The organism is Prochlorococcus sp. MIT 1341 (assembly GCF_034092415.1).
Classification (GTDB): Bacteria; Cyanobacteriota; Cyanobacteriia; order PCC-6307; family Cyanobiaceae; genus AG-363-P08.
On sequence record NZ_CP139304.1, the window covers coordinates 644,338 to 670,622 of the forward strand.

24 protein-coding genes, 3 tRNA genes, 1 other RNA gene and 1 pseudogene are annotated in these 26,285 nt (G+C 40.6%); 17 read left to right on the forward strand and 12 right to left on the reverse strand.

Going from position 1 to position 26,285, the window contains the following annotated elements; all coding sequences use genetic code 11:
• Positions 1-25: 25 nt before the first annotated feature.
• A tRNA-Leu gene (locus tag SOI84_RS03300) sits at positions 26-109 on the reverse strand.
• 199 nt (positions 110-308) lie between these two features.
• Between SOI84_RS03300 and murA the strand changes: the two genes are divergently transcribed.
• The 4 genes from murA to SOI84_RS03320 all read left to right on the forward strand — a co-directional run bounded on the left by murA (position 309) and on the right by SOI84_RS03320 (position 4,171).
• Entirely contained in the window at positions 309-1,604 is a 1,296-nt protein-coding gene (gene murA / locus SOI84_RS03305; protein ID WP_320674992.1) for a UDP-N-acetylglucosamine 1-carboxyvinyltransferase, read from the forward strand.
• A gap of 39 nt (positions 1,605-1,643) precedes the next feature.
• Positions 1,644-1,725 (forward strand) — tRNA-Leu (locus SOI84_RS03310).
• Positions 1,701-2,918, forward strand: coding sequence for an aspartate aminotransferase family protein (locus tag SOI84_RS03315; RefSeq protein ID WP_320674993.1), 1,218 nt, complete (start codon positions 1,701-1,703; stop codon positions 2,916-2,918). Before SOI84_RS03310 ends, SOI84_RS03315 begins: the two co-directional genes overlap by 25 nt.
• Positions 2,915-4,171: a bifunctional folylpolyglutamate synthase/dihydrofolate synthase gene (locus SOI84_RS03320; protein WP_320674994.1), complete on the forward strand. Its 1,257-nt coding sequence runs from the start codon at positions 2,915-2,917 to the stop codon at positions 4,169-4,171. Before SOI84_RS03315 ends, SOI84_RS03320 begins: the two co-directional genes overlap by 4 nt.
• Positions 4,172-4,206: 35 nt before the next feature.
• Here the strand turns inward: SOI84_RS03320 and SOI84_RS03325 are convergent, their stop codons facing one another.
• The 3 genes from SOI84_RS03325 to SOI84_RS03335 are packed head-to-tail and all read right to left on the reverse strand — an operon-like array spanning position 4,207 to position 7,278.
• Positions 4,207-5,550 (reverse strand): FAD-binding oxidoreductase, encoded by a 1,344-nt coding sequence (locus SOI84_RS03325; RefSeq protein WP_320674995.1) that lies wholly within the window; start codon positions 5,548-5,550, stop codon positions 4,207-4,209.
• Between the two features lie 30 nt (positions 5,551-5,580).
• Entirely contained in the window at positions 5,581-6,825 is a 1,245-nt protein-coding gene (locus tag SOI84_RS03330; protein ID WP_320674996.1) for an amidohydrolase family protein, read from the reverse strand.
• 12 nt (positions 6,826-6,837) lie between these two features.
• Positions 6,838-7,278, reverse strand: coding sequence for a DUF4359 domain-containing protein (locus SOI84_RS03335; protein WP_320674997.1), 441 nt, complete (start codon positions 7,276-7,278; stop codon positions 6,838-6,840).
• A gap of 34 nt (positions 7,279-7,312) precedes the next feature.
• Between SOI84_RS03335 and SOI84_RS03340 the strand changes: the two genes are divergently transcribed.
• From SOI84_RS03340 to ftsZ, 6 genes are all read left to right on the forward strand, one after another.
• Positions 7,313-7,385 (forward strand) — tRNA-His (locus SOI84_RS03340).
• Positions 7,386-7,605: 220 nt separating this feature from the next.
• Entirely contained in the window at positions 7,606-8,955 is a 1,350-nt protein-coding gene (gene miaB / locus SOI84_RS03345) for a tRNA (N6-isopentenyl adenosine(37)-C2)-methylthiotransferase MiaB (RefSeq protein ID WP_320675339.1), read from the forward strand.
• Between the two features lie 59 nt (positions 8,956-9,014).
• Complete coding sequence (locus tag SOI84_RS03350; protein ID WP_320674998.1) at positions 9,015-10,076, forward strand: D-alanine--D-alanine ligase family protein; 1,062 nt, start codon at positions 9,015-9,017, stop codon at positions 10,074-10,076.
• 48 nt (positions 10,077-10,124) lie between these two features.
• On the forward strand, positions 10,125-10,535 hold the full coding sequence (locus SOI84_RS03355) for a hypothetical protein (RefSeq protein WP_320674999.1): 411 nt from the start codon (positions 10,125-10,127) through the stop codon (positions 10,533-10,535).
• Positions 10,532-11,332: a cell division protein FtsQ/DivIB gene (locus SOI84_RS03360; RefSeq protein ID WP_320675000.1), complete on the forward strand. Its 801-nt coding sequence runs from the start codon at positions 10,532-10,534 to the stop codon at positions 11,330-11,332. Before SOI84_RS03355 ends, SOI84_RS03360 begins: the two co-directional genes overlap by 4 nt.
• A gap of 166 nt (positions 11,333-11,498) precedes the next feature.
• On the forward strand, positions 11,499-12,614 hold the full coding sequence (ftsZ, locus tag SOI84_RS03365) for a cell division protein FtsZ (RefSeq protein WP_320675001.1): 1,116 nt from the start codon (positions 11,499-11,501) through the stop codon (positions 12,612-12,614).
• Between the two features lie 11 nt (positions 12,615-12,625).
• On the opposite strand, the gene ffs is transcribed toward ftsZ, so the two are convergent.
• Positions 12,626-12,723: signal recognition particle sRNA small type (ffs, locus tag SOI84_RS03370), an RNA gene on the reverse strand.
• A gap of 42 nt (positions 12,724-12,765) precedes the next feature.
• Here ffs and panB point away from each other — a divergent pair.
• Positions 12,766-13,584, forward strand: coding sequence for a 3-methyl-2-oxobutanoate hydroxymethyltransferase (gene panB, locus SOI84_RS03375; protein WP_320675002.1), 819 nt, complete (start codon positions 12,766-12,768; stop codon positions 13,582-13,584).
• Here the strand turns inward: panB and hemW are convergent.
• A complete protein-coding gene (gene hemW / locus SOI84_RS03380) occupies positions 13,493-14,770 on the reverse strand; it encodes a radical SAM family heme chaperone HemW (protein ID WP_320675003.1) in 1,278 nt (425 codons plus the stop codon). The two genes, panB and hemW, sit on opposite strands and share 92 nt — an antisense overlap.
• 96 nt (positions 14,771-14,866) lie before the next feature.
• Between hemW and SOI84_RS03385 the strand changes: the two genes are divergently transcribed.
• From SOI84_RS03385 to cbiB, 5 genes are all read left to right on the forward strand, one after another.
• Positions 14,867-15,943 (forward strand): PIN/TRAM domain-containing protein, encoded by a 1,077-nt coding sequence (locus tag SOI84_RS03385; protein WP_320675340.1) that lies wholly within the window; start codon positions 14,867-14,869, stop codon positions 15,941-15,943.
• A gap of 75 nt (positions 15,944-16,018) precedes the next feature.
• Positions 16,019-16,690 carry an ATP-dependent Clp protease proteolytic subunit gene (locus SOI84_RS03390; RefSeq protein ID WP_320675342.1) on the forward strand — a complete coding sequence of 224 codons (672 nt, stop codon included), beginning with the start codon at positions 16,019-16,021 and terminating at the stop codon, positions 16,688-16,690.
• A 73-nt stretch (positions 16,691-16,763) separates the two neighbouring features.
• The gene (locus tag SOI84_RS03395; protein WP_320675004.1) at positions 16,764-17,366 is read left to right on the forward strand and encodes an ATP-dependent Clp protease proteolytic subunit; all 603 of its coding nucleotides are present in this window, start codon (positions 16,764-16,766) and stop codon (positions 17,364-17,366) included.
• A 152-nt stretch (positions 17,367-17,518) separates the two neighbouring features.
• On the forward strand, positions 17,519-18,508 hold the full coding sequence (gene ilvC, locus SOI84_RS03400) for a ketol-acid reductoisomerase (RefSeq protein WP_320675005.1): 990 nt from the start codon (positions 17,519-17,521) through the stop codon (positions 18,506-18,508).
• The gene (gene cbiB, locus SOI84_RS03405) at positions 18,496-19,524 is read left to right on the forward strand and encodes an adenosylcobinamide-phosphate synthase CbiB (RefSeq protein WP_320675006.1); all 1,029 of its coding nucleotides are present in this window, start codon (positions 18,496-18,498) and stop codon (positions 19,522-19,524) included. The genes ilvC and cbiB overlap by 13 nt, the downstream gene beginning before the upstream one ends.
• A 7-nt stretch (positions 19,525-19,531) precedes the next feature.
• Here the strand turns inward: cbiB and SOI84_RS03410 are convergent.
• Both SOI84_RS03410 and SOI84_RS03415 read right to left on the reverse strand, forming a co-directional pair.
• Positions 19,532-20,149 (reverse strand): annotated as a pseudogene (locus SOI84_RS03410) (sugar transferase); the annotation flags it as partial.
• A gap of 131 nt (positions 20,150-20,280) precedes the next feature.
• Positions 20,281-21,549, reverse strand: a complete 1,269-nt coding sequence (locus SOI84_RS03415) for a glycosyltransferase (protein ID WP_320675007.1) — start codon at positions 21,547-21,549, stop codon at positions 20,281-20,283.
• Positions 21,550-21,919: 370 nt separating this feature from the next.
• Between SOI84_RS03415 and SOI84_RS03420 the strand changes: the two genes are divergently transcribed.
• Positions 21,920-22,876 carry a glycosyltransferase family 2 protein gene (locus tag SOI84_RS03420; RefSeq protein ID WP_320675008.1) on the forward strand — a complete coding sequence of 319 codons (957 nt, stop codon included), beginning with the start codon at positions 21,920-21,922 and terminating at the stop codon, positions 22,874-22,876.
• 57 nt (positions 22,877-22,933) lie between these two features.
• Here the strand turns inward: SOI84_RS03420 and SOI84_RS03425 are convergent, their stop codons facing one another.
• The 4 genes from SOI84_RS03425 to SOI84_RS03440 form a co-directional block, all read right to left on the reverse strand.
• Positions 22,934-23,830, reverse strand: coding sequence for an NAD-dependent epimerase/dehydratase family protein (locus SOI84_RS03425; protein WP_320675009.1), 897 nt, complete (start codon positions 23,828-23,830; stop codon positions 22,934-22,936).
• 67 nt (positions 23,831-23,897) lie between these two features.
• Entirely contained in the window at positions 23,898-24,629 is a 732-nt protein-coding gene (locus SOI84_RS03430) for an adenylyltransferase/cytidyltransferase family protein (RefSeq protein ID WP_320675010.1), read from the reverse strand.
• Positions 24,626-25,132, reverse strand: coding sequence for a hypothetical protein (locus tag SOI84_RS03435; protein WP_320675011.1), 507 nt, complete (start codon positions 25,130-25,132; stop codon positions 24,626-24,628). The genes SOI84_RS03430 and SOI84_RS03435 overlap by 4 nt, the downstream gene beginning before the upstream one ends.
• Positions 25,129-26,043 carry a hypothetical protein gene (locus SOI84_RS03440; protein ID WP_320675012.1) on the reverse strand — a complete coding sequence of 305 codons (915 nt, stop codon included), beginning with the start codon at positions 26,041-26,043 and terminating at the stop codon, positions 25,129-25,131. The genes SOI84_RS03435 and SOI84_RS03440 overlap by 4 nt, the downstream gene beginning before the upstream one ends.
• Positions 26,044-26,285: the final 242 nt, after the last annotated feature.

A 26,285-nucleotide genomic window follows, 5' to 3' on the forward strand; every position in this document is an offset into this window, starting at 1 on the left:
AAGATTATTTGAGCATTCTAAATAGTGCGGATGGGGAGACTTGAACTCCCACAGCATTTCTGCCACTAATACCTGAAACTAGCGCGTCTACCAATTCCGCCACATCCGCAAAAGATCTAAGCGCTTGCTAAGAATCTTCGCCCACCATACACAGTTACACCGAACCTATTAGTCATCTCAGCCTTATCCTCACAAGCTTGTAGAAGGGTTATATGAAAGTGGAAATGGAAAATGACAGCAAATCAAGAAAAGATGGACTTAAGAAGAAAAGGTTGTCAAAATTAGCCCCTACTGATTTCTTCTAAAGGATGCCAGTTGTAGGCCAAATCTCAAGAGAGATTCAAAAGCCACACCTGGAAATATTGGGGGGTTCTAAACTCGCAGGTGAAGTCAAGATCGGAGGTGCAAAGAACTCTGCTCTTGTACTTATGACCGCCTCTCTGCTTACTGAGGAGAAAATAACGTTAAACAACATTCCCAACCTTACCGATGTGAGAGGTATGCAAGAGATCCTTCTTGCAATGGGAGTTAACTGCGAGCAAAAGTCAGATTTACTTGAATTGCACGCAAAACAGATCCTTAATTCAGCCCCTCCCTATGAGCTTGTCAACGGATTAAGAGCAAGCTTTTTTTGCATTGGCCCATTACTAGGACGGTTAGGGCAAGCAAAAATTCCTCTTCCAGGCGGATGTCGAATTGGAGCACGGCCAGTTTCTGAGCACATAAAAGGCCTAAAAGCTCTTGGTGCAATAGTCAGTGTTGAACACGGAGTTGTCAAAGCATCAGTTCCTGGTATTGACAAACGCCTAAAAGGTGCATCCATAGTTTTGGATTGCCCTAGCGTTGGTGCAACCGAGACGATTCTCATGGCTGCTGTTCTAGCCCAAGGAACAACAACAATTGAGAATGCAGCACAAGAACCTGAGGTTCAAGATTTAGCCGAAATGCTCAATACTATGGGAGCTCGCATCTCTGGAGTAGGCGGAACTACAATCACAATCACTGGTGTAAAGCAATTGCATGGTTGTACTTACACTGCGATTCCTGATCGTATAGAAGCAGGGACTTTTCTAATAGCTGCAGCAATTACTCGCTCAACTCTTCGAATATCTTCAGTAATTCCTGGACACCTAAAAGCAATCATCCAAAAGCTAAGAGATTGTGGATGCAAAATAAAGACTTATGAAACAAGCATCACAATTGCTGCCGATGAAATCAACTCTGTAGACATCACTACTCAACCTTATCCAGGATTCCCTACTGACTTGCAAGCCCCATTTATGGCTCTACTAACAACTGCTAAAGGGACAAGTGTTGTGACTGAAAAAATCTACGAAAACCGAATGCAACACGTTCCTGAGCTACAAAGAATGGGTGCATCAATACGCCTACAAACAAATACCGCAGTAATTGAGGGCATTCCTCAATTGAGCGCCGCCCCTGTTAGCGGAGGAGATCTGCGCTCCACCGCAGCAATAGTTTTAGCAAGCATGGCAGCTAAAGGAACAAGTACTGTAAACGGGCTAAATCATCTAGACAGGGGTTATTCAGGGCTTGAAAAGAAGCTCAATTCTGTTGGGGGTCACATACAGAGAAAAGACTAAAGAAGAAAAAACTTCTCTTCTCACATAAAATCTGATTATGGGAGCGTGCCGGAATTGGTAGACGGACTCGATTCAAAATCGAGCGCCTTCGGGCATGTGGGTTCAAGTCCCACCGCTCCCACTGCTTTAATGGAAACCTACAATCGATTGCCCATTGCCTTTACTAGAGGGAAAGGTTGTTGGTTATGGGATAGCAATGGGAATTGCTTTTTGGATGCAGTTGCAGGTATAGCGACATGCTCTCTAGGTCATAGCGATAGAGCGCTTCGACGAGAGCTATCCAAACAATTAAATCGGCTGCAACATGTATCCAACCTTTTTCGCATACCTGAGCAAGAAGAACTTGCAAAATGGCTCGTTAAAAATAGTTGTGCACAGAAGGTTTTCTTTTGCAATAGTGGAGCCGAAGCCAATGAAGCATCCATAAAGCTCTCAAGAAAATATGGGCATCTAATAAGAAATATCGAAAACCCAATAATCCTTAGCGCTAAATCCAGCTTTCATGGAAGAACGCTTGCCGCACTTAGCGCCACAGGACAAACGAAATATCATGAAGGTTTTGGGCCCCTTGTTAAAGGATTTGAGTTCTTCTCATTCAATGACATTCAATCAATTGAAAGATTGCTTTATCGACTAGAAGCAGAAGGACCAAAAGTTGCCTCGGTATTAATCGAACCGATTCAGGGAGAAGGTGGTGTAAATCCTGGAACAAAAATCTTCTTCAAACGCCTAAGAGAACTTTGCGATGAATACAAAGTTCTTTTAATTTTTGACGAAGTTCAAATTGGAATGGCACGAAGTGGTCACTGGTGGGGATATCAAGAACTGGGCGTGGAGCCAGATGCATTCACAATTGCCAAAGGATTAGGAGGAGGGCATGCAATTGGAGCATTGCTTGTAAAAGAAAAGGCAGACTTATTTTCTCCTGGTGATCATGCCAGCACCTTTGGTGGGAACCCATTCGCATGCAAGGCAGGGCTAACAGTCGCTAAAGAAATTGAAAAAAGAAAATTACTTTCTAATGTTCAAGCAAGAGGTAAGCAAATTACTAGTGGTCTTGTTCAACTGATTAATGAGTTCCCACATGAACTTAAAGAAGTTAGGGGGTGGGGTCTTCTTCAAGGCCTAGTAATTCAGGAAGATTCAACGCTCATAGCAGAACAACTTGTTAAAGCTGCAATCAAAGAAAGATTACTTATAGGGTCAGCTGGAAGGAAAGTAGTACGAATAATTCCTCCGTTAACCATTACATCTAACGAAGTCAAAAAAATACTTATTCGACTGAAATCGAGTCTTATTGCTACAAGCAAATGAGTGATTCTTCAAAAGAAAATCTAGAGGATGAATTTAATAGTTTAATTGAAGAATTTAGCTCTCGAGGAGTAGATCTAAACATAGAGCGAATGACAAAAGTCATTCGCTCTATGGGAAATCTATGTGCTGAAATACCTGCTATTCAAGTTGTCGGGACAAATGGAAAAGGCAGTATTGCGACATTAATTGAAAGTGCTCTTAAAAGTTCTGGCATAAAAGCAGGTATTACCACCTCACCACATTTAGTGAACTGGGAAGAAAGGATCCGAGTAAATGGGGAAATGATTGAATCATTAGAGCTTATTTCTCGTTTAAAAGGCCTAAGGAAGTTGGCAAGGAAAGAGAACCTAACACCCTTTGAATTCCTCTTAGCAGCTGCCTTTGATTACTTCTACTCACAAAAAGTTGACATCATGGTTTTAGAGGTTGGCCTAGGAGGTCGCTTAGATGCCACAACCGCCCATCCGAACAGGCCAATTATTGCCTTAGGATCAATTGGGATGGATCACCATGAATTTCTAGGAAAAACATTAGAAGACATAGCACTAGAAAAAATAGCAGTTGTTACAGAAGGTTCTTTTGTAGTTAGTGCTCAGCAGGAACCTATGGTTAAAAAGATTATCGAAAGAAAGGTTAAAGAAAAAAATGCAAAATTAAAATGGGTAAAGCCATTAGAAGAGTCTTGGAAAATTGGACTGCCAGGAAAAATCCAACTCAAGAATGCTGCTGTTGCAAAAGGAGCTCTCGAAGCATTAACAGCTCTTGGATGGGACATTAATCAAAAAGATATTAAAGAAGGGTTTGCACGTGCAAACTGGCCTGGAAGATTGCAATCAGTATATTGGCGAAAGTGTCCCTTAATTATTGATGGTGCCCATAATTCACAAGCAATGGAACAACTATCTGAAGAAAGAAAAAGCTGGCAAAACCAAGAGAATGGAGTCACTTGGATCCTTGCTATACAGGCAAAAAAAGAAGCTCCAAAAATGCTTAGAACCTTATTATCAAAAAATGACATTGCTTGGATTTTACCAATACCAAACCATCTCAGCTGGACAAAGCATCAACTAGAAAATGCTTGCCCAGAGCTTTCAAAGCAAATGAAATCTGCTGATTCAGTTGAGGAGTGTCTAAAAAAACTTGAAGGGGAATGGCCTAATCCACCGCCTGTTATATCTGGCTCCCTTTACTTATTAGGGAACTTATTCTCTCAGAATATTATTACAACAGTAAATAGCAAAATTTTTAATTAAATTCAGACCTATCGATATCCAAAACCCGCAAGTAACTACCCACTCCACCCTTTTAACTTGCCAGGATTCATCAAACCATGAGGATCAAATCTCCTTTTAGCAGCAACTTGATCACCATCAACAAGTCCTAACCCACCTTCCTCAACAGTAAGTACATGAGGGTTGAACAAGACTGCTCCAAGCTCCTTACAATTTGCAATCAACTCCTCTAAATGCTCCTTGCCTCTCCACTTCACTAAAGGCAAAGCTGCTAGACGTTGACTCCCTTGCTGTCGAACAACTTCTAAATGCCAAAGCAATTCATTCCCCCATCTCTTTTTCAAAGATCGCATAACGGGCAATTCAGGCTGTGGCAAAAGCATCTGTAAATATGTCCAATCAGAATTTGCAGCTCGCATATGAAGAGTAGTGTGATTCCAAACAAGTTCCTTTAAACCAGCACCTTTTTGATCCTTTTCAGACCCTAAATGCCTAAAAGTAGCTTCTTTAGAGTTTGCTAGACGCTCAACTGTAGAGAGAGAATCAGACTCCACAAGCAAAAGGAGACGATGGCTTCCAGACGTCAACCCATACCAATTTGGAAGATGTTTAACAATATCTTTTTCTACTAAAGAGCATAAATTTAAATTAATTGCTGCTCGACTACAACAGAGCAAAAGGTCAACGGCTTCAGGCCAATCAGAACAATCAATGCTCACCTCCTGCCAGGAAACCGCTCGTGTAGTAGACAAACTCAGTGCCGTAACAATTCCATTTGTCCCATATGCATGATTAAGAGCCTCTGCATGCTTGGCATCTAAATGCAATTGTTTTGGGATCCGTTCAACAGTGATAATTTCCAAAGAAATGAGATGACCTGGATCTCTCAAGAAGCCCCACCGCACTGAACCTATACCTCCTGAGCCACCAGCAAAAAAACCACCAACCGAAGCACTTCGCCAAGTGCTTGGCACCAAACGCAATTGACGGCCATAAATCGCAAGAAATCTCTCTAAATCTCTTAAAAGGCAGCCTGGTTGAACCTTAACTATTCCCGTCTTTTGATCAAAGCTCTCGACTCTTGAGAAAGCCCCCATAAGCATGACAACACCTCCCCGTAAAGGGACACATTGCCCATAATTTCCAGTTCCAGAACCCCTTAGCGTTAATGGGACCTTTCTTATGGCACAAGCAGATGCGACCATCTTGACCGCATCTAATGATTGCGGACGTACAACCAATTCGGCGCGGCAATCCTTTAAAGAATCAACAAGAACAGGTGAATATTCATATGCATCTTTAGAAAAACGTTCAATCTCTGAAGAGGCCGTCAACAAGTCAATGTCCTTGCATGTAGAAAGCTCCTCGCACAAATCATTAAAAACTTCAGGTGTTGTCATCAGAGAATTGCAAAAACAAAGAACGTCTCATCAAATTTTGGATATCGAATCAAGCCAACTTCCACCAATCATGACTTTTCGTTTGGGAGGAGTTGCAAGAGCTGCTGCCCAACCATCTGCCTCCAAAAGAACGAAATCAGCAGGACTTCCTATCTGTAAAGATCCTTCCCAAGAAAGTCCCATGATTTGTGCAGCGGAAGTAGTAAATGGAGCAAGCCCTAAACGTTCCCAAGGTGCTAACTGCGAAATCGGCAGTGAGAACCCCATCAAGGCTAAGGGATCAAAATTGCCAGCAGGGAACCACGGGTCTTGAACATTATCCCCACCAACCGCAACAGAAACACCTGCCTTCTGAAGGGCACAGATTGGGGCGACTGGACGAACCGAAGGGTTTGAACATCTTCTACCTCCTAACAACCAAGAATTTGTTAGGGGCATCGCCACTACACTCACACCATGTAAAGCAATTCGTTCAGCGATTCTTAATAACGAAGAGGGAGGTAGCAAACTCAAACTACTCAAATGACTACAAGTAATTGGAATAGTTATTCTCAAATCATCAAGAGCACTTAACAAACTTTTAACTCCAAAAGCAGGGTTTTCATGGCTTTCATCAATATGCAGATCGACACCACATCCCAATTCATCTGCAATGATTAGCATCTTTTTCAAATCTTTTCTTAAAGAAGCCCTTCTCGGTGAGGAAGGAACAACTCCCCCTATTAATCCACCAGATTTCGCAATATCTTTTGCCATATGCCTACCGCTATTCGTTCCCCAAAAGTCAATAGGGGTAAGGGCAACCAGCTGAATCTCTATTTTTTGTTTCCATTGATTTTTAATGTCGACCAAAGCCTCCCAGGATGGGGACCGAATATCTCCAAAACTATCAATATGAGTTCTAATTGCTCTTATTCCATTCCCAACTGCAAGCTTTATTGCACGTTCTGATCTCTCCAAAACACACTGCTTACTCCGTACCTTATGTTCTTGATGATTAACAGTAAGGGCCTGAAAATAATGACCAGAAAAATTATGGTAATCAGGCCAAGAGAAAGCCTTATCAAGGTGTGCATGGGGCTCAATTAATCTTGGAAGTAATAACTGACCAGGTGAACTGGAGGCCCCTTTCACCTCCTCAATTGTCCTAATAAAACCTGAATCCCATCCCAAACGAATATGACTAAGTCCCTCAAAATTTGCCCCTACTAAACAGGACCCCCCCCGATCAAGCACTATTAGGCTTCTTGGAACTAACGCTTCTAATTCATTCATATAAGGTCACTGCTAATTGGATTCCACCCTTTTAACGTGAACTCCCCAAGAGAGAAACTGCCCTGCCACTCCAAAAGTTTTAATTTTGTACTCGGGCAAATCCAAAAAGGCAAGGAAGTCCTCTCCTCCCACTTTTGTTGTATAGAGACTAAACAAGCCAAAATTCCATCTGGTTGTGAACTTTGCTGTGATATTTCCCAAAGCATCTCTTTGTGTTGATATTAACTTTGGACAATTCTCCAAAAAAAGGTTCGACATCTTGGGGAACACACCCCTGTCACATAATTCTTCGGTTCCTATCTTGACTAATTTTCCTCCAGCATAGGAACTGTATTCTTCCAGAGAAGGGTTGGTATAAAACAATGCCGACGCACAACCTGCAATCGCTACAAAACCCAACAAAGAGATTCCGAGCTGGTCCCAATTATGACCAAATTTGTTTTTGAGATTCACTTACCCCATGAATTGGTAAATTCTTAAAGACGCGGCGGGCGTCGCCAAGTGGTTAAGGCAGCGGCTTGTGGCGCCGCTATTCGGGGGTTCGAATCCCCTCGCTCGCCCTTTGACTATTAAAACAATCAACCCACAAATCCAATCTTAAAAGAAAACCCTCTGAACCAAACAAGAATCCATCTAAGAGCTTTCATAGAGGAAATAGAATTACCTCATTTAATGGTCAAACTTAAGAAGTGATTCACCAGTCTCCTAAACCCAACTAAATGCGCCCCCACCTTGACAGCTTTATCTTCAATTCAACTCCTTAACAAGCCTATAGCTGAAATGGGCCAAGGACGAAGCTATTGGATTACGACCTTTGGCTGTCAGATGAATAAGGCCGATTCAGAGCGAATGGCTGGAATTCTTGAATCGATTGGATATACCCAAGCTAATGCAGAGCTTGAAGCTGATCTTGTCCTCTATAACACCTGTACCATTAGAGATAATGCTGAGCAAAAAGTTTACAGCTATCTTGGTAGACAAGCCCTAAGGAAACAAAAAGACCCACGCATAACACTTGTAATAGCAGGTTGTGTGGCTCAGCAAGAGGGAGAGGCATTGCTAAGAAGAGTGCCTGAAATTGATCTTGTAATGGGGCCTCAACATGCAAACCGTTTAGAGACGCTTCTTGAGCAGGTTAATAATGGTCAACAAGTGGTTGCAATAAATGATCACCACATTCTTGAAGATATAACCACAGCTCGCCGAGACAGCAATGTATGCGCATGGGTGAATGTTATTTACGGCTGCAATGAACGTTGCACTTACTGCGTTGTACCTTCAGTAAGAGGAAAAGAACAATCTCGGAGGCCCGACGCTATCCGCTTAGAAATCGAAACCCTAGCAAAGCTTGGATACAAAGAAATAACCTTATTAGGACAAAATATTGATGCCTATGGTCGAGATCTTCCTGGCATAACTCCTGAAGGCCGAAGGGAAAATACATTGACGGATCTTCTACGTTTCATACATGATGTTCCGGGAATAGAACGAATTCGTTTTGCTACTAGTCACCCTAGATATTTCACAGAAAGGCTTATCTCTGCTTGTGCTGACCTTCCAAAGGTTTGCGAGCATTTCCATATCCCATTTCAAAGTGGAAGCAATGAAATTCTTAAAAAAATGGCAAGGGGTTACTCCATTGAAAAGTATCTAAAAATCATTCAAAAGATTAGGGAAAAAACACCTAATGCAGCAATCAGTTCTGATGTAATAGTTGCCTTCCCTGGAGAAACTGATGAACAATTTCGTGAAACACTTTCAATAATTGAGGAAATAGGTTTTGATCAAATAAATACCGCAGCATATTCACCTAGACCTAACACGCCTTCAGCAGAATGGTCCAATCAAGTTCCAGAAGAATTAAAAATAGAACGTCTTAAGAAAATCAACTCACTAGTTGAAAAGATTGCATTACAAAAGAACCTTAGATATTCAAACCAAAAAGAAGAGGTTTTGGCAGAAGGGTTCAACCCTAAGAACCCAAATCAGCTAATGGGAAGAACACGTACCAACAGAATCACATTTTTCGATTCAAAAGGTCCTGATGGGTCAACTTATACCCCTGGCGATCTAGTGGATGTGTTAATAAACAATGTGAGATCGTTCTCGCTTAGTGGGACTCCTCTTTGACCAGTAAAATTGATAAAAGCCCATAATTTTAATGAAACACCCCCTCTACTTTTAAACTTATGCATACCTCATTCACTTCTATAGGAGTGGTGTTCGGTGGAGCCAGTGGAGAACATGATGTATCTATCCAGTCTGCAGTAACAGTTATAAAAGCATTGCGTAGTGGTCGAAATGCAAATCGATATAAAGTAATCCCCGTTTATATCGATCAACAGGGTTGTTGGCATGAAAACACAATCTCCAATGAAATCCTATCTAGCGGAAACTACTTAAAAATCCCTCACAAGCCTAAAAGCCCTTCCGATATTGGATTAACTCAACTACCTAATCAAACTAGTGATATTGATATTTGGTTTCCAGTTCTTCATGGCCCAAATGGTGAAGACGGAACTATTCAAGGGCTCTTCACACTTATGAAAAAGCCTTATGTAGGTTCAAATGTACTTGGCTCTGCCCTAGGCATGGACAAACTAGCAATGAAAACAGCCTTCACTGCAGCAGGTCTTCCACAAGTTAACTATTTAGGAGTAAACGCCAAAGATTTAAATAATCAAGAACTTCTTATGGAAGTAATCAGACGTATAGAGAAACAACTTATCTACCCATACTTTGTGAAACCAGCAAATCTTGGATCCTCTGTTGGGATCAGCAAAGTACAAGACCAAAAAGAACTAATAAAAGGTCTAATAGAAGCCTCAAATTACGACAACAGATTAGTTATTGAAGAAGGTATTAAAGCAAAAGAGCTTGAGTGTGGCGTTCTAGGGAAAAATAATCTAAAAGCCTCTATGGTTGGAGAAATTAAATATTCAGCCGAATGGTACAACTATGAGGTCAAATATTTAAGTAATTCTAGTCAAATAATTATTCCAGCAAATATTGAACAAACCCTTGTAGACGAAATCCAAAAATTATCGATAGAGGCCTGTAATGCCCTTGGAGTAAATAGCCTGGCAAGAGTGGACTTCTTCTATGAAGAGAAGAATCAAAAGCTTTTTTTAAATGAAGTTAATACCCTGCCAGGATTTACATCTCAAAGCATGTATCCAAGGCTATGGGAAGCCTCAGGTGTAACGCTCGAAGAACTAGTGAGCAAATTGGTAGAAACAGCGACAGAATAAGAACCTAAAACGCCCCTCCACCCGCCTAAACCCTCTTTTTGAACAAAAATGATCCATGGTCTGCTCTGGTTACCTTTATTGCTTGCATTCTTGCTTCTACCCGCGCTTGGTTGGATCGAAAGGCGCAGGCAGAACCTCTTTAGAAATTGGGCTAAAGGAGCAGAGTTGGCGAAGTTGGACAGTTCTTGCGCAGCTCAACTAAAAAAAGGAAGACTTAGTTGGAGTAGCTTTGAAGCAGGAAATTTTCAAGAGAAAGGGTCATTTGAAGTCACAAAACTAGAGGTAGTGGAATTAATGGCATTAACTTCTGGAGAGGCACCATTAACTAATGAGTCTCAAGGCAGATGCAGACTTCGTCTCATAGGTGGTGGGCAAGAAATGGACGTACCCTTTTCAGATGCTGAACGTGCTCGCAGCTGGATGGATCAACTTATGGCAAATGCGCGCTGCGACTTGTGAGACGTGCAAAGAAATTAATAAAACACTCTCAATCCTTTAAAGGAGACAAAGAGCAGGAAAATGAACTAAGGAAAAACCTAAAGGTTCTATGGAGCGTATTTGTTTACACAGGCTCTTCTTGTTCTATTTTGTGGTTACTAATAATGAACGGATGGAGCCCTATATATAGTGAACAAATTCAAGTAAAAGGAACTAAAAATATAGACCTAGGGACTATTATTAATATGTCAGGCCTTCAATTGCCACAAAGAATTTTAAGTTTAAGCCCTAATGATTTAGAGAAAAAACTAAAAACTGTGTTACCAATCAAGAAAGCAATAGTCCACCGACGTTTAATCCCACCAGGTCTAGAAATCTTAATTACAGAGAAACAACCTATTGCTTATGGAATGAGAAGGAAGGGGAAAACAATAGAAAAAGGCATGGTGGACATAAATGGAGAATGGATTCCAATTAAATTCTTAGGGAAGGTCAATCCTCCTGCAACGCAACTTTCTATAGAAGGATGGATGCCAAGTCACAAGCAAAGACTCTCAATAGTTTTGAAGCACAGAAACCACCTGGGAAGTTCCTTAAAAAAAATCATCATCTCTCCCAATGGTGAAATGACACTAAAGACAAAAGAGCTTGGTCTAATTGAACTGGGTTTTGATAGCCCGCGACTACTTACAAAGTTAAAAGCAACAGCTCACCTAAATCGAAACCTCCCTACAAAGTTTCGCAACAAACCCGGAATGATCGTTGACATGAGAGACCCCTCAAAACCTGAATTGCAATTTACCGGGCCTACCAGATGAGTTTTATCAAAGGCTTTAGCATCCTCAAACTGCTTCAAGAAGCTTGGATTCGATAACTAAGGGTTGCAGAACTACTAAAAAGCAGGAACGATGATGAAAATCTAGACAGAATGTCTCTGGAGGATACTTTGCTCCAAACCTCAGTACTAAATTATTTGATATGGAGATGGTGAGCGGAAACAGATCCAACTCCATGCAGAATGCAGGGATTAGCCCAAGTCAATCTGCGCGGATCGAGGTCATTGGCGTAGGAGGTGGCGGCAGCAATGCCGTCAACCGAATGATTATTAGTGACCTTGATGGAGTCGCCTATAGGGTCCTAAATACAGATGCACAGGCGTTATTACAATCTGCTGCAAAAAATCGCGTGCAACTAGGCGAAAGCCTTACGAGAGGATTAGGTGCCGGAGGCAATCCAAATATTGGTCAAAAAGCAGCCGAGGAATCACGGACAGAACTCCAACAAGCCCTTGAAGGGGCAGACTTGGTATTTATTGCTGCTGGAATGGGAGGAGGTACTGGTACAGGGGCTGCCCCAGTAGTAGCAGAAGTAGCAAAAGAAAGTGGTGCTCTCACAGTTGGAATCGTCACAAAGCCCTTTGGATTTGAGGGTAAAAGACGAATGCGTCAAGCAGATGAAGGGATTGCACGATTAGCTGAAAATGTAGACACATTGATTGTGATTCCAAATGACAGACTTAAAGATGTGATCTCTGGTGCACCACTCCAAGAAGCATTCCGTAATGCTGATGACGTTTTAAGAATGGGCGTAAAAGGGATCTGTGACATCATCACTTGCCCTGGTCTTGTCAACGTTGATTTTGCCGACGTTCGTTCAGTAATGACTGAGGCAGGCACTGCCTTACTTGGAATTGGAATGGGTTCAGGTAGATCAAGAGCTCTTGAAGCAGCTCAAGCTGCTATCAATAGCCCACTCCTTGAAGCAGCTAGCATCGATGGAGCTAAGGGATGCGTGATCAACATCAGTGGTGGAACTGATATGACTCTCGAAGACATGACTTCTGCTTCAGAAGTGGTCTATGACGTTGTTGACCCAGAAGCCAACATAATCGTGGGTGCTGTGGTGGATGAAAAACTAGAAGGAGAGATACAAGTAACAGTTATTGCTACTGGCTTTCAAAGCAATCAGCCTTACAGGAGCGAAAGAGCAAAAAACAAACTAGCTCCCTCCTCAAGCAAAGGATCTGGGAATAGAGAACCTGGTGCAAGTATTCCTGAGTTCTTACGTCGCCGCCAACAAAGGAAAGAGGCGGAAAGCTAATCCCTAAAATTAGGTGACCCGGAATCCACGCCTGCATCGAGCATCCCATTTGGCTGCTACCTTCCGGTCCTGACCAGGTTTGGGCGTCGAAGCCGCATGGGCCCGAGTCCACTTAATGCTAGCAATGCATCATTAAAAATCTGTTTAAAACATGCGTCCTGGAGAATTAATTGATTTCAAGAAAAAAGGAAGGGCAATTACTGTCCTTACCGCATGGGACAGTATCTCCTCGTCAATCGTTGAAGCATCTGGAGCAGACGTAGTCCTAGTAGGTGACTCGCTAGCAATGACAGTATTAGGTCATGCAACTACTTTGCCAGTCACATTAGAAGAGATGCTCCACCATGTAAAAGCAGTTGGAAGAGGTTTCAATAGTCCTCTAAAAAACCAACCCTTAGTGATATGTGACTTGCCTTTTTTAAGTTATCAGTGTGGACAAGATGAAGCAGTGGCAGCAGCGGGAAAACTTCTTAAGCACTCGTGTGCAGCAGCAGTAAAAGTAGAAGGGGCAGAACCAGAAGTTCTGATAGTTATTGAACGTCTAGTGAGAATGGGAATTCCCGTAATGGGCCATCTCGGCCTCACTCCCCAATCAGTTCACAAAACTGGCTACCAGCAACAAGCTATTGACCCCAGTAGTCAAGAAAGATTAGTCAAACAAGCAAACCAACTCCAAGATTCGGGATGCTTCTCTCTAGTCATCGAACATGTTCCAGGAGCACTCGCAAGTCGAATAAGAGCTCTACTAAAAATTCCTGTGATTGGTATTGGTGCTGGAGAAGACTGTGATGGCCAAATTCGTGTAACAGCTGACTTGCTAGGACTCACTTCTACTCAACCTCCTTTTAGTCCAAGCTTGGTTCCAGGACGTCAGATTTTTATTGATTCCCTTCAAGCCTGGGTTCAACAACAGCATCAACAGGCAGAGAATCCCACCACAACAGAATCTCAACCAAGATCTGATTACTAATTGCCATCCCATCCGGTTCAGAAAGTTTGATTCGATTACCGATTTTCAGAAGCCAACCTTTTTCAAAAGCAGTTTTTAGTTTCGAATAAAACGTAGATAGATTTTTCTTTCGCTGGGCTTTATCCCAACCCCAATTTTTAAAGGCTTGCTCAATGTCAACTCCTTCGCGACATCTCAAGCCCACCAATAACTTCTCATCGAGTGGAAATGTAGTGGCATTCAAGCTCAACAAAGATGAATCAACACCCTGCTTTTCTTGGTTAATAAGCCAATCTTTATATAGGGCTCTTGTCCTGGGGCGAGCAAATCTTCTCCCCCAAGGAGAGCTAGTCGCCCCCTGACCAAAAGCCCACCAACCTCCACCATGCCAATAGACACGGTTATGCCTAGAGGCATGTCCTGGCTTGGCATAATTAGAAACCTCATAACGAGAGATCCCAGCCTCACGAAGCATGACACTGGTCAGTTCCATGCTGTCAGCAGCTAAATCATGATCAAGTAATTCCAACTCTCCTCTACGGCTCCTCTTTTCAAAAACAGTACCTGGCTCTATTGATAGATCGTAAATAGATAGATGAGGTGCTTCAGTCTCTATTGCTTGGGAAAGTTCTTTCTTCCATCCCTCAAGATCCTGCCAAGGAAGATTTTGAATCAAATCAATACTCCAACTCTCCAGAATTCCCTTTCCTTGAAAACTATTTAGCCATTTACAAGCGTTTATAGCATCAAGTCGCTTATGCCTCCTGCCAAGTCTTTCCAAAAAATCATTATTAAAACTTTGGCAACCAAGACTCACTCGACTTATTCCAGCCTCTAAGAAATTTCTCAACAGATCTTCATCAAAGCTGGCAGGGTCCATTTCCAAAGTAATCTCTGCCCCCATCTGAATTCCAAAATGCTCTTGCAAATGCTCCAAAAGAGAACTCACCTGTTCAGGAGTCAAGATTGAAGGTGTTCCACCTCCGATATAAACCGTTGATAAAGGTGGCCCTAATGGGCAAATGGATATCTCTTTATGCAAAAGTATCAAATAATCCTTAATGGACGAACTACCTGGTCCCACACCTCCTCCAGCACGGTCACCAAGCGGTACAACTGAAAAATCACAATAGAAACACCTCCTATGACAAAAAGGTATGTGAAGATATGCACTACGAGGGGCCCTAACAGCGCTGGCATTATTCATGTGTAAACAGACCTTCTTTGGACATCAACCCGCTCTAAAAGAGCCTGGGGCAAGCATCCTTGATAAATAAATCGAGAATCACCAAATATTGATCTAATCGTGAATCCACTAATCCTAGTTCTATTTTTAATCTCGGGGGCTTTAACTAGCTGGCTAGGAGTTGGTCTTGTATCAGAAAATATATGGAAACAAATAGAACAATTTGAAAACCCCAGATACATCCTGGCAGGACTTGGCGGCTTTCTCGGCCTGCTTACAGGGTTGTTGTTCCAACAACTTCGCACAAGGTTTATGCGGAAGATCCGCACAATGCCGACAGACCTCCTTGTTAGCAGATCTATAGGGCTAATTCTTGGCCTTTTAGTTGCGAACCTTATCCTCGCCCCGATACTTCTACTACCTCTTCCCTGGGAGGTTGTTTTACTAAAACCATTAGCAGCAGTTTTCAGCAACATCTTCTTCGGAGTACTGGGCTATAACCTGGCTGACATACATGGAAGAACTCTTCTCAGACTATTCAACCCAAATAGCACTGAAGCACTATTAGTCGCGGAAGGAATCCTCACCCCAGCAAGTGCAAAAATTCTAGACACTAGTGTAATTATTGATGGAAGGATTAAAGGTCTAATATCCTTTGGAATGGTTGAAGGGAAAATAATTGTAGCTCAGACTGTTCTTGATGAATTACAGCAACTTGCAGATTCTAGTAATAATGAAAAGAGAGGAAAAGGAAGAAGAGGGCTACGATTACTAACAGAATTAAGAGAAGCCTATGATCGTCGCATAGTCATTAATAGTACAAAATATGAAGGGGAAGGTACTGACGAGCGACTTCTAAAATTAACAGCAGATACAGGGGGAATTCTAATTACAGCTGACTACAATCTAGCGCAAGTTGCTCAGGTTAAAAAATTAAAAGTCTTAAATTTAAGTGAGCTTGTAATAGCTCTGCAACCAGAAGTTCAACCAGGTGAACACCTAAAACTAAAGGTTGTCCGTGAAGGCAAAGAAAACAATCAAGGAATTGGCTATCTCGATGATGGAACAATGGTTGTCATCGAAAAAGCAAGTCATGCGATCGGCCAAAGATTAGAAGTTGTTATCACTGGTGCATTGCAGTCACCAACTGGACGAATAGTGTTCGGGCGACTTGGGAAAGAGCCTCAAGCGTAAAAATCTAACCAAAGGAATCAACAAAGACCTCCCCACTCCAGCTAGGCTCCTTAGTCCATGCAATGTTTTGTCGATATGACGGTGTCCGCTCCCTATTACGGCGATTCAGCCGTAATGCGCACACCCCCCCCGGATCTACCCTCACTATTGTTGAAGGAGAGAATCGTTTATTTGGGGCTGCCTTTATTCTCTGACGATGATGCCAAGCGCCAACTTGGCATGGATGTAACTGAGCTGATCATTGCTCAGTTGCTTTTTTTGGAATTTGACAATCCTGAAAAGCCTATCTATTTCTACATCAATTCAACTGGCACAAGCTGGTATACAGGGGATGCCATTGGTTTTGAGACAGAAGCTTTTGCCATTTGTGACACTCTTAGTTACATAAAACCTCCTGTTCACACAATTTGTATTGGGCAAGCAATGGGCTCTGCGGCTGTAATTCTTTCGGCTGGTGCCAAAGGGCAACGAGCCGCTCTTCCACATGCCTCAATCGTTCTTCATCAACCTCGCAGTGGTGCACAAGGACAAGCGACTGATATTCAAATACGTGCAAAAGAAGTTCTACACAACAAAAAAACGATGCTAGAAATTCTTGCAAAAAACACCGATAGAACAGTCGAACAACTCACAGCGGACTCTGATCGGATGAGTTACCTTACGCCTAATGAAGCAGTCGAATTTGGGCTCATAGATCGCGTTTTAACTAGCCGAAAAGACTTGCCAGTAACAGCTCCTTTGGCCTAACCAATTGGATCTCATGTTTTATCAAATCTCTAGCCCCAAAAGTCCCTAACATCCCTTTATATTCCCCTTCATCATGCCGATCGGTACTCCCAGCGTCCCATACCGCCTACCTGGCAGTCAGATGGAACGTTGGGTTGATATATACACAAGACTTGGAGCCGAAAGAATCCTTTTCCTAGGTCAAGAAGTTAATGATGGTGTTGCCAATAGCCTGGTTGCTCAAATGCTTTATCTGGACTCAGAGGACAGCAGCAAACCAATTTATTTATATATCAACTCCCCTGGTGGTTCTGTAAGTGCAGGACTGGCCATCTACGACACAATGCAATATGTCAAAAGTGATGTAGTAACAATTTGCGTAGGTCTTGCTGCTTCGATGGGGGCATTCTTATTAGCAGCAGGGACAAAAGGGAAGCGTGTTGCATTGCCTCATAGTCGCATCATGATTCATCAGCCTCTTGGTGGAACAAGCCAAAGACAAGCAAGTGATATCGAAATAGAAGCAAGAGAAATCCTAAGGATAAAAGCAATGCTTAATGAGGCATTAGCCAACTTAACCGGACAGAGCTTTGAGAAAATAGAAAAAGATACTGATCGAGACTACTTCCTAAGTGCAGAAGAAGCTAAAAATTATGGACTAATTGACCGAGTCATTTCCCACCCAAATGAAGCTTAAAAATAAGCTATACCTTCTGATTTTGAGCATTAAAAACCCTTAGTGCTCTTTTGGGAAAAATCAAATTTATTTGGTTTAAAAGAAAAAATCCACCTTGATATGTGCCTGCTTGCGTAAGCTCATTCCTTATATACCTCTTTAATTCATAGCTGATGGCAAAGCTCTACTACGACACAGATGCCGATCTCAATCTGCTCAACGGAATGACCGTTGCCATCATTGGGTATGGATCCCAAGGACACGCACATGCCCTAAATCTCAAAGACAGCGGCGTAGATGTTGTTATAGGGCTTTATGAAGGAAGCCGCTCAGCGGATAAAGCTCGCGCAGATGGCCTAGAAGTTTTGAGCGTGAGCGAGGCATCAGCTCGTGCGAATTGGATCATGGTTTTACTACCGGATGAATTCCAAAAAGATGTTTATTTAAAGGAAATAGCCCCACATTTATCCGCTGGCAATGTATTGAGTTTTGCCCATGGATTCAACATTCGATTCGGTCTCATTGAGCCCCCTGATTTTGTTGACGTAGTTATGATTGCCCCAAAGGGACCTGGACATACAGTTCGCTGGGAGTACCAAAACGGGCAGGGTGTTCCAGCTCTTTTTGCAATTGAACAAGACTCATCAGGGAACGCACGTTCGCTAGCCATGGCATATGCAAAAGGGATAGGGGGAACTAGAGCTGGGATCCTCGAGACTAATTTCAAAGAAGAAACCGAAACAGATTTATTTGGAGAGCAAGTTGTCCTTTGTGGTGGTTTGTCGGAGCTGGTCAAAGCGGGCTTCGAAACTCTTGTTGATGCAGGCTACCAACCGGAACTTGCCTACTTCGAATGTCTCCATGAGGTAAAACTAATTGTTGATCTAATGGTAAAAGGAGGACTAACTGCAATGAGAGATTCAATCTCTAATACAGCAGAATATGGCGACTATGTAAGCGGGCCAAGGTTAATTACATCGGATACAAAAGAAGAAATGAAAAAGATTCTTGCTGACATCCAAAATGGAACCTTTGCTAAAAACTTTGTAGCGGAATGTGATGCTGGCAAACCTGAGATGAAGAAGTTTCGCACTCGCGATGCTGAGCTAACTATTGAGAAAGTTGGGAAAGGACTTCGCTCAATGTTCAGTTGGTTGAAATAACAGAAAAGTCACTTCTAATACTTATCCCTACAGCTGTTCTTCTTGACCTATGGGTGGGAGATCCAACATGGTCACCCCATCCTGTAGTGATAATGGGTTCACTTATTAAAGTCCTCCAAGAGTATGTTGAAAAATTCTCCGAAGACAAAAAGCATTTGCTTCGCTTTGGAGGTTTATTACTTACAACGACACTTATTTTATTTTCCGGAATAAGTGGTTGGCTAATTGAACGTTTAGCCCTTCCAGGATCAATAATTCCAATTTATTTGGGACAAATTTTAGTTTTAGTAGGGTTAAGTAGTGGTTTAGCAGCAAGAAGCTTATATGAAGGGGTAATAGCTGTTCTTAAAAAAATACCAGAACTTGATGAAATATCCGATTTAAATCCAGCAAGGGAAAGACTTGGCAAAATTGTTGGAAGAGATGTAAGTGGACTAAATAAAGAAGACATTCTTCGCGCAACCGCTGAAACGGCAAGTGAAAACGCAGTTGATGGAATTTTTGCTCCTCTATTTTGGATGTTTATAGGACTATATTCTTGGCATATTTCACTAGAGCTTCCAGGTCCACTTTCCTTTGTTTGGATTTACAAAGCAGTTAGCACAATAGATTCCATGGTTGGCTATAGAAGAGGGAAGCTGCTTTGGTTAGGGACTGCAGGTGCACGGCTGGAAGACATAATGACTTGGTTACCCTGCAGAATTGTTGTAATCACTCTCCCAATAGTCTCCAAGCCTTTAAGAAAATATTTTTATGTGATTAAAAAGTCAATAAAAGAAGGCTCCAAAGATCTATCACCTAATTCAGGCCTCTCAGAAGCAATATTTGCTTATTGTGCAGATGTAAGAATGGGTGGTCAAAATCGATATAAAGGTAATTACATAGAAAAACCTTTGCTAGCAAAAAATTCCCCACAAGCAGGAATTCGCAGCATAAAAAAAATACTAAGAATGATTTTCCATCTTGAAATTACTTGGCTTGCTATTTACTTTTTAAGTTTAACCTGCATGCCTTAATAAACTCTCAATAAGCACCTCTATCCATTGGCAATAAAAGAACACCAAAGGTTCTAACGATTATAACTAAATCCATTAAGAAAGAGCGATTCTTTGCATATTCTAGATCTAGTTTAACTCTCTGTGTATAACTTAAATTATTACGCCCACTAACCTGCCATAAGCCTGTTAGCCCTGGTCTAACTGAGGCTACAATATCCATAACCTCATCATATCTTTCCAACTCTTCAGTTACAATTGGCCTTGGCCCAACAACACTCATTTCACCTCTAAGTACATTTATAAATTGCGGGAGTTCATCAAGACTTGATCTCCTTAGAAATCTCCCAATAGGTGTAATGCGTGGGTCATCACGAAGTTTAAAGTCACGCTCAAATTCCTTTTTCAAAGATGGTGATTTCTCTAAAACATTTAACAATGCTTTATCTGCATCAGCTCTCATTGTACGAAATTTAATACATCCAAAACTTCTATAGTTTCGTCCTACTCGGGGTTGAATATAGAAAACGGGCCCAGGTGAACTAATCCTAACGAATAAAGCTATTAACAAAAAAAGAGGGGATCCGAAAGTTAGCACTAAAGTTGAGAAAGCAATATCACCAGATCTTTTAATAGACCTGCTAAGAAAGACTTTTTTTCCCTTAATTAAAATCAAAATACTTTAAGATAGCAGTCTAAGAGCCTCAGGTGCTAGACATAAGAACTTCATGTGAAGAACCTCTTGGAAAAAACTAACATAAATCCTCAAAGGAACTTTTAACCTCTCTCTGTAAAGTTAGTTTCTGATTCTGACTTGCAAGGAAAATCAAATTTCCTAGCCGGGCCAGCCGACGCAAAGGAACAAGCTGTCTGATGCTCTGACCATAACTCTAGCAAGATTTTTTCAAGTCTAGATCTAAAAGCTTCAGGCCTAAAATTTTCTGCCCAAATTCTCAAAGATTCAGCAGAAAACCTTTTCCAAAGACATTCTTCTTCAAACCAACTAACTGCATCACATATTGATTGCACACTTTGTTCTGGGAAAAGAACTCCTGTCGGAGCATCCAAAGTACTTGTTGCGCATCGAATGGTGTCAAGCAGCCCGCCTCGTCCAAATCCAATAACAGGAGCCCCAGAAGCCATCGCCTCTACAGGTGCAATGCCAAAATCTTCAAGTCCTGCATAAACAAATGCCCGACATGTTGACATCAAGGATTGAACTTGAGAATCATCTTGCTTGCCAAGAATCTTGATAGTAGGTCCGGCTATTTTCTCTAAGAATCGTCTTTCAGGACCATCTCCTACAACATTCAAAGGGAGTTGCAACTGATTGAAAGCCCTAATAACTAAATCAACACGCTTGTAGGGGACAAGTCTGCATAAGCAAAGATAGTGATCACTCCTATCTCTATCCCAAAAGAATCTCTCAACTTCTACCGGAGGGTGAAGAACTTTAGATTCTCTTCCCCAAAACTTGGCTATACGCCGAGCAGTGAAACGTGAATTCGAAAGAAGATAGTCAACACGTGTGGCACTAAGTTGATCCCATTTTCTGAGATCATGAAGTAAAAGACGAATAATCGGCTCCAGTCCATTACGTGACAAGGCAGATCGCTTTAGATATAAATTCATTTGGTCCCAGGCGTACCGCACTGGAGTGTGGACATAACTTATGTGCATTTGATCTGGTGAAGTTAGAACTCCTTTAGCAACAAGATGGCTACTACTAATAACAAGCGAATAATCAGAAAGGTCTAACTGTTCAATAGCATATGGAAGAAGCGGTAAATATTGTTGAACGTGCGATCTTCCAAAAGGGAGGCGTTGTATAAAGGTTGTTTTAACTTTACGTCCAGTCAGCCATGATCTTCTAGAAATACTTAAGTCATCAATCAAAGAAAAAAGCTGTGGCTGCCTTTCCAGTGAAGAAAGCAATAGGTCAATCTGTTCCACTACTGACTCCGCACCTCCTACAGATCTATCTGAAAACCACTCATGCACTAATGCTATTCTTGATGGGAGATTGGTGAGATCTTGTGCAGTCATCTAGATATTTTTTTGAAGAGTAGAGCTCGAGAGATTAATTGAGTCCTGAGGTTCTATTTATTCTATATATATCACACCCTATCTCCTTAATCAAATCGGAAAGATTTTAGAAGTGAAGCAGCACATAAGGAAATAGGAAAGGAAGGGTATATATAAAAAGTTTCGGATCATATAATAATATTTTTAGTTTTTCAAACAAAAATCTTTATAAACTAATAGAATAGTTTGCTATAAGATCAAAAGGTAAATATTAGACAAAAAAACCCTCTACAAGAGGGCATAGTGGTTACCTGAGAATGAATATAAAGGTAATTCTCTTTTTACGTTAAAATAATAAGGCTATTAAAATAAAAAGCATTAACTCGCTTCCATGGAAAAAAGCAAAGATCTGGTTTCGATAGTATTACCCGTCTACAACGGTTCGAGATATATAGAGCAAGCGATAAATTCACTATTAATCCAGTCGTACCAAAACCTAGAAATTATTGCTGTGGATGATGGATCGGATGATAACTCCGTTGAGATAATAACAAACATTGCCAAAAATGATAGTAGAATTAAGCTAGTCAAGCGAGATCACGAGGGACTGATTGAAACATTAAAGTTTGGGATAGGAATTGCAAAAGGAAAATATATTGGAAGAATGGATGCAGATGATATAAGCCATAAAAGTCGGATCGAAAAACAAATTAACTTATTAAAGTCTAAAAAAGCCGACATATGTGGGTGTTCCTTTTATACTATTAATGAAACTTCATTCATAAAAAGACATTTCGATGTTCCTTATAGCCAGAAGGAATTCAAGATTAGACTTGCTACTTCAGTACCATTTTGCCATGGAAGTATCTTAACTAAAAGCAAGATTCTTCAGGAGTTCATATACGGGGAAGGGGGTGAATTAGCTGTAGAAGACTATTCACTTTGGACAAAGATGGCGATGGAAGGGGTTAAATTTGCTAATTGCAAGGAACCTCTTTATTACTTAAGAGTTAACAGAAAATCCTTCACCTTCTCTAAGGGATCTTTAGTTCCCAAGGGGCGACTTAGTGTTGGACTTAACTATATCAGTCAAAATCAGGAAGAGTTATTAACCTTAGTAAAGCCTAAGAAAATATTCAGAGGCATCAAAAAATTCAGCTGCTTTATTGCAGGTGATTATTTATATCTGTTAAAGGTATTAAGCAGATATCATAAAAATTCAAATAGGATCTGTATAACTGGCATAAGATTATTGCTATCCATGAAATATATTATTTATTTAGTTAAAGCAACATTGAATATTCTAATGTATAAAGCCCTAAATCAAGAGATAAATATTGATAAGTAGTTAACAGCTTATAAAGGTCTCTTGGAATTCTTAAAGTTAAAAATTCCTAGTATAGTTCTATATCTGTTTAGCAATCCAATTCTCAACTGTCATTTGAGGCTCCCAATGAAATGTTGACTTAAACTTTGTAATATCTGCCAAATTCTCAAAAGCCTCTCCTTCTCGGCTAGGAACATAAATAAAATCATCGGAAATAGACTTGGCTATTTCGTTTATTGAAATATTATAACCGTTGCCAACATTATAGACCTGACCAAAATGGTTAGATGAAATTTCCTTGGTGGCTGCTATTAAATTGGCATTTGCCACATCACCAACATAAACAAAATCTCTTCTTTGATTACCATCTCCAACGATTGTGAGGGATTCCCCTGCTTCTTTTTGCCGAAGAAAAATACCGATTACGGGGCAATATTGACCTTTCCGAGGTGCTCTCTCTCCATAAACATTAAAGTATCTAAATATGATAGTTTGCAATCCATATAGGTTGGAGTACATTGAGCAAATTTTCTCAGCAGAGACCTTGGAAACAGAATATGGGTTTAAACAGTCTTCAGGCTGAGTCTCTACATTTGGAACAGGGTTAAGTCCATATGCCGATGAAGTCGAAGAAAAAATAACTCGTTTAACACCTGCTTCTCTTGAACATTGAAGCAAGTTTGCTGTTCCAAGAACATTAATATCTAATGTATTCAAAGGATTTTTAATTGCTGGAACAATTCGAGATTCCGCCGCACAATGAAATACGTAATCAACACCCGGAAGCAGCCCGGAGAGCAAATTAGCGTCTCGGATATCACCTTTTATGTTTTGTGCTTTATCATTCCAGAAAAATATCTCATTATCTGCAAATTCATTATCCAGGCATATTACTGAGTGGCCTGCATTTAAAAGCTTGTCCACAATATGCGAACCAATAAAACCTGCTCCACCAGTTACCAAGCTTTTAATCATGCCTTAAATGACCAGAAGTAATAACTTCACTAGAAATTATAGTAAAAAATTAAGTCTCTCTACAAGTCTAGATTACGAAATGGTCCTTATATGAAGCAAAGACCTTATGCTTCAGGACTGTAGTGGAATATTTATGAGATCTATCTACCCATATTATTTTTATAGGTAGATCTTTTCCGGTGTAGGAACCGTCTTTGTAATCAGTTCCTAAAAATCTTACCTGATAGTTTTGCAAAAGAGAAAGGAATTCTTCTTCGGAGGTATAGGGAGAAATCTCATCAATATATTTTATTGATTCTAAAACTTCTATTCGTTCTTGTGTGGTGTGGACGGGTGCTAGCTTTTTAGGTCGTTCAGTTGAAGGGTCAACATGTAAAGCGATAGTGAGATGGTTACAGTGTAACTTAGCAAATTTCATCATACGAATATATCCTGGATGTATTAAATCAAAAGCTCCCGCAATAATCCCCTTTACCAAGGGTAATTGTCTCTTCCATACATCTACATTAATTGCCTTATCATCGATAAATAAATCTGCTGTTGGCTTACAAAACATAGGATAAAGCTCGTTATATTTAAATCCCCATTTATCAAGCTGTTCCTTGGTATGTCTAGACCAATCTAAGCCCGAACTCCTACCTCTGGCTGTAAAAAAGATGATGTAATGCCCTTGATCATATAATTTATTTACTTCTTGTAGCATCATAGGAATAGGAACAGAATTAAAATAATCAGGTCTACCTTCTGCATCAGTCGGGGTATCAAATATTGTGCCATCTATATCAAAACAATATCTCATACTACTCCGTGAAGAAAAATCTGGTGAATACACTCAACAATACCATAATCAGTGCTGTTTATATGGTAATCCCAAAGAGAGTTAGGAGAGATTTGCCTGGCTCTGTTATCTGATTTAAATCCAGTAAGAATTCCATAAGGTATAGATCCAGACTCACAATACTTGATGCAATTAAGTATATTTTCAGATTCACCACCGGAACTAATTAAAATGCATAAAGTAGAATCATCGGCATAATATCCAAGGAATTTTTCATAGGCTTTTGCCATCCCAAAGTCATTAATAAGACATGTAAGCATTGAAGGATCAGAGAAGACTAAAGACTTTTTATGATGGAATTTTACATAGTCCTGGGATACATGTGATGCTACCGAGTTGCTACCTCCATTTCCTAGTACGATAATTTTTGAATATTTGTTCCAAGCTATTTGAAACTTATAAAACTCTTCCTCAATATGAGCTCCTTGAAGTGCTGTGGCATATTGACTAAATGGATTACTCATAAAGTACTACCAATAACTCCGTTAGTTTCTACAGAGATTTTAACGGATTGAAGTGGAATGCTCAACTTGCCGGGGTGCGAAAATACAAGAAAAAAGCCTCCATTACCAGCTCCACAAAGCTTATGAGAAATGACAGTACTATTCTCATTAAGTTGTTGATCTATAGATCTTAATCGTTCATTAGCCATAATAGAACTACAGGTTTGCTTTTTCTGAGTCCATGTTTGGTTAATTAGTTGCAGAAAATCGTCATAATTCTGTAAGAGTAAATGATCATAAGCTAAATATAGGGTATCTAGGATTGGTTTTGCCTTTTCAATGTTATTGGTAACATCCTTGAGCACATCTAAAGAGTTGCGTGTAATTCCAGTAAAAACCAAATGGGGCTCAAAGTGATCAAATAGATCGGTATTTAAAAAATTAAATTTAACACTTTTATCCTTATCAAACTCTATTCGCTTGAATCCACCAATCCCACATCCGTAGGGATCCTGAAGACCACAAAACGGGTTGATTTTCGATTCTAGAGTGTAGGAAAGCCTGCAAATCTCTACATCCGTCAATTTCTTACGGTTAAAAAGGGTTAAACATTTGATCATTGAATTAATATAAGCTGAGGAAGAAGCTAAGCCACTACCTTGAGAATAGGCATCACTGGTCATTGAAACAGTTAAGGGAGAGGGTTTAAAATGTTCTAATACCACTCGAACTGGATCATTTCTTATATCTTTAATAGAGTTTGTTTCTTCTCTACGGGAGTAATTAATAATATACTTTCCCGCATCAATATTGTAACCTAGTTTATCTTCATGAATGGTTATATACGTCTTAAGATCACAGGAAAAGCTAATGACAGAACCATATCCAAATTTCTCTATAAAGTATGGGTTATCGGTTGAACCTCCAAACAAGGAGACCCTTAAAGGGCATGAGGCGATATACATTATTCTCCTGAAGGGTAAATATAAGTTATAGTTTAAGTGAGAAAGGTCAAAAGTGCAGGGAAAATATTGGACTTTTAGGCAATAGAGAAAGGAAAGGCGTTAAGACAGGCTATAGCCAATAACCTTATTTATAGTAAGATAGAAAGAGAGTCGGTCATTAATCTTAATTCCTGGCCTACACATCTTAAAACCACACGCTAAGGATTTTG

Coding starts and splice junctions, on each gene's coding strand:
- murA (WP_320674992.1), top strand. CDS start 309: ATGCCAGTTGTAGGCCAAATCTCAAGAGAGATTCAAAAGCCACACCTG.
- SOI84_RS03320 (WP_320674994.1), top strand. CDS start 2,915: ATGAGTGATTCTTCAAAAGAAAATCTAGAGGATGAATTTAATAGTTTA.
- SOI84_RS03325 (WP_320674995.1), bottom strand. CDS start 5,550: ATGACAACACCTGAAGTTTTTAATGATTTGTGCGAGGAGCTTTCTACA.
- SOI84_RS03330 (WP_320674996.1), bottom strand. CDS start 6,825: ATGAATGAATTAGAAGCGTTAGTTCCAAGAAGCCTAATAGTGCTTGAT.
- miaB (WP_320675339.1), top strand. CDS start 7,606: ATGGGCCAAGGACGAAGCTATTGGATTACGACCTTTGGCTGTCAGATG.
- SOI84_RS03350 (WP_320674998.1), top strand. CDS start 9,015: ATGCATACCTCATTCACTTCTATAGGAGTGGTGTTCGGTGGAGCCAGT.
- SOI84_RS03355 (WP_320674999.1), top strand. CDS start 10,125: ATGATCCATGGTCTGCTCTGGTTACCTTTATTGCTTGCATTCTTGCTT.
- ftsZ (WP_320675001.1), top strand. CDS start 11,499: ATGGTGAGCGGAAACAGATCCAACTCCATGCAGAATGCAGGGATTAGC.
- panB (WP_320675002.1), top strand. CDS start 12,766: ATGCGTCCTGGAGAATTAATTGATTTCAAGAAAAAAGGAAGGGCAATT.
- hemW (WP_320675003.1), bottom strand. CDS start 14,770: ATGAATAATGCCAGCGCTGTTAGGGCCCCTCGTAGTGCATATCTTCAC.
- SOI84_RS03390 (WP_320675342.1), top strand. CDS start 16,019: ATGACGGTGTCCGCTCCCTATTACGGCGATTCAGCCGTAATGCGCACA.
- SOI84_RS03395 (WP_320675004.1), top strand. CDS start 16,764: ATGCCGATCGGTACTCCCAGCGTCCCATACCGCCTACCTGGCAGTCAG.
- ilvC (WP_320675005.1), top strand. CDS start 17,519: ATGGCAAAGCTCTACTACGACACAGATGCCGATCTCAATCTGCTCAAC.
- SOI84_RS03415 (WP_320675007.1), bottom strand. CDS start 21,549: ATGACTGCACAAGATCTCACCAATCTCCCATCAAGAATAGCATTAGTG.
- SOI84_RS03420 (WP_320675008.1), top strand. CDS start 21,920: ATGGAAAAAAGCAAAGATCTGGTTTCGATAGTATTACCCGTCTACAAC.
- SOI84_RS03425 (WP_320675009.1), bottom strand. CDS start 23,830: ATGATTAAAAGCTTGGTAACTGGTGGAGCAGGTTTTATTGGTTCGCAT.
- SOI84_RS03430 (WP_320675010.1), bottom strand. CDS start 24,629: ATGAGATATTGTTTTGATATAGATGGCACAATATTTGATACCCCGACT.
- SOI84_RS03435 (WP_320675011.1), bottom strand. CDS start 25,132: ATGAGTAATCCATTTAGTCAATATGCCACAGCACTTCAAGGAGCTCAT.